The 4244-nt window shown below is 67.9% G+C and carries 4 protein-coding genes; 2 read left to right on the forward strand and 2 right to left on the reverse strand.

Annotated features, from left to right (window positions below; translation table 11 throughout):
* Both AX685_RS16360 and AX685_RS16365 read right to left on the reverse strand, forming a co-directional pair.
* On the reverse strand, positions 1 to 1768 hold a 1768-nt coding region (locus AX685_RS16360; protein WP_066490580.1), incomplete at its 3' end, for a M61 family metallopeptidase.
* 71 nt (positions 1769 to 1839) lie between these two features.
* Complete coding sequence (locus AX685_RS16365; RefSeq protein ID WP_066490582.1) at positions 1840 to 2490, reverse strand: DUF1345 domain-containing protein; 651 nt, start codon at positions 2488 to 2490, stop codon at positions 1840 to 1842.
* 51 nt (positions 2491 to 2541) lie between these two features.
* Here AX685_RS16365 and hisS point away from each other — a divergent pair, with 51 nt between their 5' ends.
* Positions 2542 to 3798, forward strand: coding sequence for a histidine--tRNA ligase (hisS, locus tag AX685_RS16370; protein ID WP_066490585.1), 1257 nt, complete (start codon positions 2542 to 2544; stop codon positions 3796 to 3798).
* A partial coding sequence (locus AX685_RS16375) for a PCRF domain-containing protein (protein WP_156445871.1) occupies positions 3798 to 4244 on the forward strand: 447 nt, incomplete at its 3' end. The genes hisS and AX685_RS16375, both read left to right, overlap by 1 nt.

Consider the following 4244-nt stretch of genomic DNA (forward strand, 5'->3'; position numbering starts at 1 on the left):
TGATCGCGGCCTTCAGCCGGTCCGCCGACCAAGCATCGCCGTCGATCGCGACGATCTGGTCCGCCACCGTCATCCCCGCGGCGAACGCCGGGCTGTCCCATGTCACCGACGTCAGCTCGCCCGTCGCATTGGCGATCAGCCCGCCCGACCAGGTCAGGTTGGTGTTCTTGGCGGCGGCCTCCGCCGCCTTCGACGACGGCGTCGGCGTGTCGGTATAGACCAGCCGGTAGCCGTTGCGGGTGAAGCCGTCGAGCGGCGCGCCCTTGGCATGTTCGGTCAGCCGCTGCTTCAGGAACGCCGCCCAGTCCCACGGCACGATCGCGTTCAGCGTCGCGGCGACATCGTCGAACGTATAGGTCAGCTCGCCCCAGTCGCCGTCGCGCACCCCGAAGAAGGCGCGCGCGAAATCGTCGATCGACTTCGTCCCGCCCGATTTCTCGCGCAGCAGCGAATCGACGTCCAGCCACACCAGCAGCCCTTCGTTGTAATAATCCTCGCTGCGCTGCCAGCTGGTCCACCCCTTCGGCCGGCGGGCGGAGATGACCGGATCGTTGGTGGTATCGATCAGGTCGCGCCACGCGCGCGCGGGCTGGCTGTCATAGGTGGCGGCGATCGCCGCCAGCTGGTCCAGCGTGTCCTGTTTCGAGACGAGGCCGGAGCGCGCCTGGAGCACATAGCCCCAGAATTGCGTCTGCCCTTCGTACACCCACAGCAGCGAATCGCGCATCGGGGTGCGGAAATCGGGGGTCCACAGGTCCGCGCCGCGGCGGAACTTGCCGTCCCAGCTGTGCGTGAATTCGTGCGGCAGCAGGTTGCGGCGGCCCGGCCCGTCGTTCCACTTGGTGAAATAGCCGGGCGTCACGCCATTCTCGCTCGACCGGTGGTGCTCAAGCCCGATCCCGCCCAGCCGGTCGGTGATCGACAGCAGGAATTCGTAGCGGTCGTAATGCTGCGCGCCGAACGTCTTGACCGCCTGTTCCACCAGCCGGCGGTGCGCGGCGATCTGTTCGGGGGTGGCGGCCAGTTCGGCGGGGGTGTCGGCGAAGACGTTCAGGTTGACCCGGTCGGTCAGCGGCCAGACCTTCCCGTACTTGCCCGCCAGGATCGGCGAATCGACCAGTATTTCGTAATTGGTAGTGTCGTAGGTGGAGGTCGCGCCCGCCACCTTCGCGGGGATCGCGCCCGCCGCGGTCCATCCCTGCGGCCAGGTGACCGTCATCTGGATCGGGATCTGGCGGGTGAAGTACCCCGCCGGGTACAGGCTGACCGAATTGGGCTGAAGCGAGATCATCGTCGGCGTCACCGCGATGCGCCCCTGGTCGCTCTTCGTCGCGGACAGGAACTGGAAATTCGCCTCGATGGCCTTCGCGCCCGCCGGCACGTCGATGTGGAAGGCGAAGACGTCGACCGGGTCGCGCGTCCAGTCCAGCCGCTTGCCGTTCGCGGTGACGACCAGCCCGGCCAGCTTCTCGATCTCGCCGCGCGGCGAATGCGCACCGGGCAGCCATTTGGGGAACAGCAGCACCATATGCCCGGCCTCAGGCACCGGGATCGTCTCCTTCACGCGCAGGATGCCGCGCTGCGTGTCGGTGGCGTCCACCGCCAGCCGGATCGTGCCGGGGAAGGGGGTGTCGCGCGGCGCGGGGATCGTATCGACGAACGGCACCGGCTGCGGCGCGGAATTCCCCGCGGGCACCTGCGCGGCGAGCGGATGGGCGAGCGCGGCGGTGGACAGCAGCGCGGCGGCGGCGGCGAGCGATCGGATCATGCGGTGGGGCGTCCCGTCAGGTTATGGCGTATCGCACAGGCGTAACGGCCCCTCCGCCCGCCTGTCCACACCTATCCGCCGCCCAGCACGTTGATGCTGAACGCGATCACGCCCAGGTTGAACACGAACGCCGCCAGGCACTGGCCGGTCACGATCCGCCGCACCCGCCCGTCGGTGATCTCAACGTCGGACGTCTGGAACGTCATCCCGAGCGTATAGCTGAAATACAGGAAGTCCCAGTAATCGGGCGTGTCGGTGCCCGGAAAGTCTATGCCGCGCGCATCCTTCCCGTCCGGCGCCGACATGTAGAACAGGTGCGCGTAATGCAGCGCATAGACCAGGTTCGAGAACAGCCACGCCAGCGCCAGCGTGACGATCACGAACGCGATCGCACCGCCGGTGTTGCGCCCCTTCAGCTCGTCATGCACCGCCGCCAGGATCACCAGCGATACCGCGCCGGTAATCGCCAGCAACAGCGCGCGATTGGCGTCGTTGGCGCGCGTGGCGCGGCGCATCCGCACCGGATCGTCATGCCGGAACAGCGGGATCATCGAGGCGAGGAATATCGCCGCGGCGATGTCGAACCCGCCCATCACCGCGCGCCCCGTGCCCACCTCGCCCTGCAGCAGCGGCGTCGCCACCGCGAACACGATCACGAACAGGATGAAGCGCGGCGGTGCCACGCGCTGTCCCAGACCCCACCAGCGGCGCACGTCGTTCATGCAATCCCGCTAGCGATTCCCGCACGGCAGCACTAGATACCCGGCCCCTATATGGCCCGTATTCCCACCCCCGGCCGCGTGCGCGGCACCCAGGACATCTTTCGCGAGGAGCAGCGCCGGTTCGCGCGCGTGCTGGACGCGTTCGACCGCGTGCGCCGGCTCTACGGTTTCGAACGCGTCGAGGTGCCGGTGTTCGAAGATACCGCGGTCTTCGCCCGTTCGATCGGCGAGACCACCGACGTCGTGTCGAAGGAGATGTACACCTTCCCCGACAAGGGCGGCGATTCGCTGACGCTGCGCCCGGAATTCACCGCCGGGATCGCACGCGCCTATATCACCAACGGCTGGCAGCAATATGCCCCGGTCAAGCTGGTGACGAGCGGCGCGGTGTTCCGCTACGAACGCCCGCAGAAGGGCCGCTATCGCCAGTTCCACCAGATCGACGCCGAAGTCCTGGGCGCGCCCGAACCGGCGGCGGATGTCGAGCTGCTGACGCTCGCCGACCAGCTGCTCCACGAACTGGGCATCGCGGACGGGGTGACGCTCCAGCTCAACACGCTCGGCGATGCCGCGACGCGCGATGCGTGGCGCGACGCGCTGGTCGCGCATTTTGCCGCGCACCGCGGCGAGCTGTCGGAGGACAGCCTGGCGCGGCTCGACAAGAACCCGCTGCGCATCCTCGATTCGAAGGACCCGCGCGATCGCCCGATCGCGGACGCCGCGCCGGGCATCGACGCCTTCATGAGCGCGGAGGCGGGCGCCTTCTTCGACAGCGTGCAGAAGGGGCTGGACGCATCGGGCGTGCGCTGGACGCGCAACGAACGGCTGGTGCGCGGGCTGGATTACTATCGCCACACCGCGTTCGAATTCGTCACCGACCGGCTGGGCGCGCAGGGCACCGTGCTGGCCGGCGGGCGCTACGACGGGCTGGTCGAGAGCCTCGGCGGCCCGGCGACCGCGGGCGTGGGCTGGGCCGCGGGGATCGAGCGGCTGGCGATGCTGATCGAGGAGCCGAGCCAGGATGACAGTTTGATCGCAGTTGTCTCCGAGAGTCGCACCACGGATATCGGCGCTATGCGCGTTGGCTCGGCGCTACGCCGGGCTGGGTTCAGAGTAGATCTAAGTGTGACGGGGAATCCGAAGAAGCGCTTCGATAAGGTGCTCAAATCTGATCCCGCGTACGTAGTCTCTGTTAATTTGAAGGGCGACACTCCCGACGTAGGCTTCAGGAACGTGCGGGGTGATCGAATCGACGTGGCACAGGTCCGGTCAATCGTTGAATCGTTGATGTGGAACTTGGTCGATTGATGGCCGCCATCTCCCCCGACCGCATTCGCCAGATCGAGGCGCGGCGTGACGAACTCGCCGCGCAGATGGCGACCGGCAATCTCGACGGCGACCGCTTCGTCGCGGTGTCGAAGGAATATGCCGAGCTGGAACCCGTCGCGCAGGCGGCGGGCGAGGTGCGGCGGCTGCGGCAGGAGGCCGACAGCCTCGCCTTCATGACCGGCGATGCCGATGCCGAGCTGCGCGCGCTGGCCGAGGAGGAACTGCGCGACAACAAGGCCGCGTTGGAGGCTGCCGACCGCCGCCTCGCGCTCGCGCTCTTGCCGCGTGACGCGGCCGACCAGCGCTCGGCGATGCTGGAGGTGCGCGCCGGCACCGGCGGGGACGAGGCGGCGCTGTTCGCCGGCGACCTGTTCCGCATGTACCAGCGTCTGTCTCTTATACACATCTCCGAGCCCACGAGACCT

Origin of the sequence: Sphingomonas sp. CCH9-F2 (assembly GCF_001556735.1) — a bacterium.
In the GTDB taxonomy this organism is placed as follows: domain Bacteria; phylum Pseudomonadota; class Alphaproteobacteria; order Sphingomonadales; family Sphingomonadaceae; genus Sphingomonas; species Sphingomonas ginsenosidimutans.

What these genes read in the sequence shown, in the direction of transcription:
- AX685_RS16365 (WP_066490582.1), bottom strand. Translation starts at nt 2,490, where the DNA reads ATGAACGACGTGCGCCGCTGGTGGGGTCTGGGACAGCGCGTGGCACCG.
- hisS (WP_066490585.1), top strand. Translation starts at nt 2,542, where the DNA reads ATGGCCCGTATTCCCACCCCCGGCCGCGTGCGCGGCACCCAGGACATC.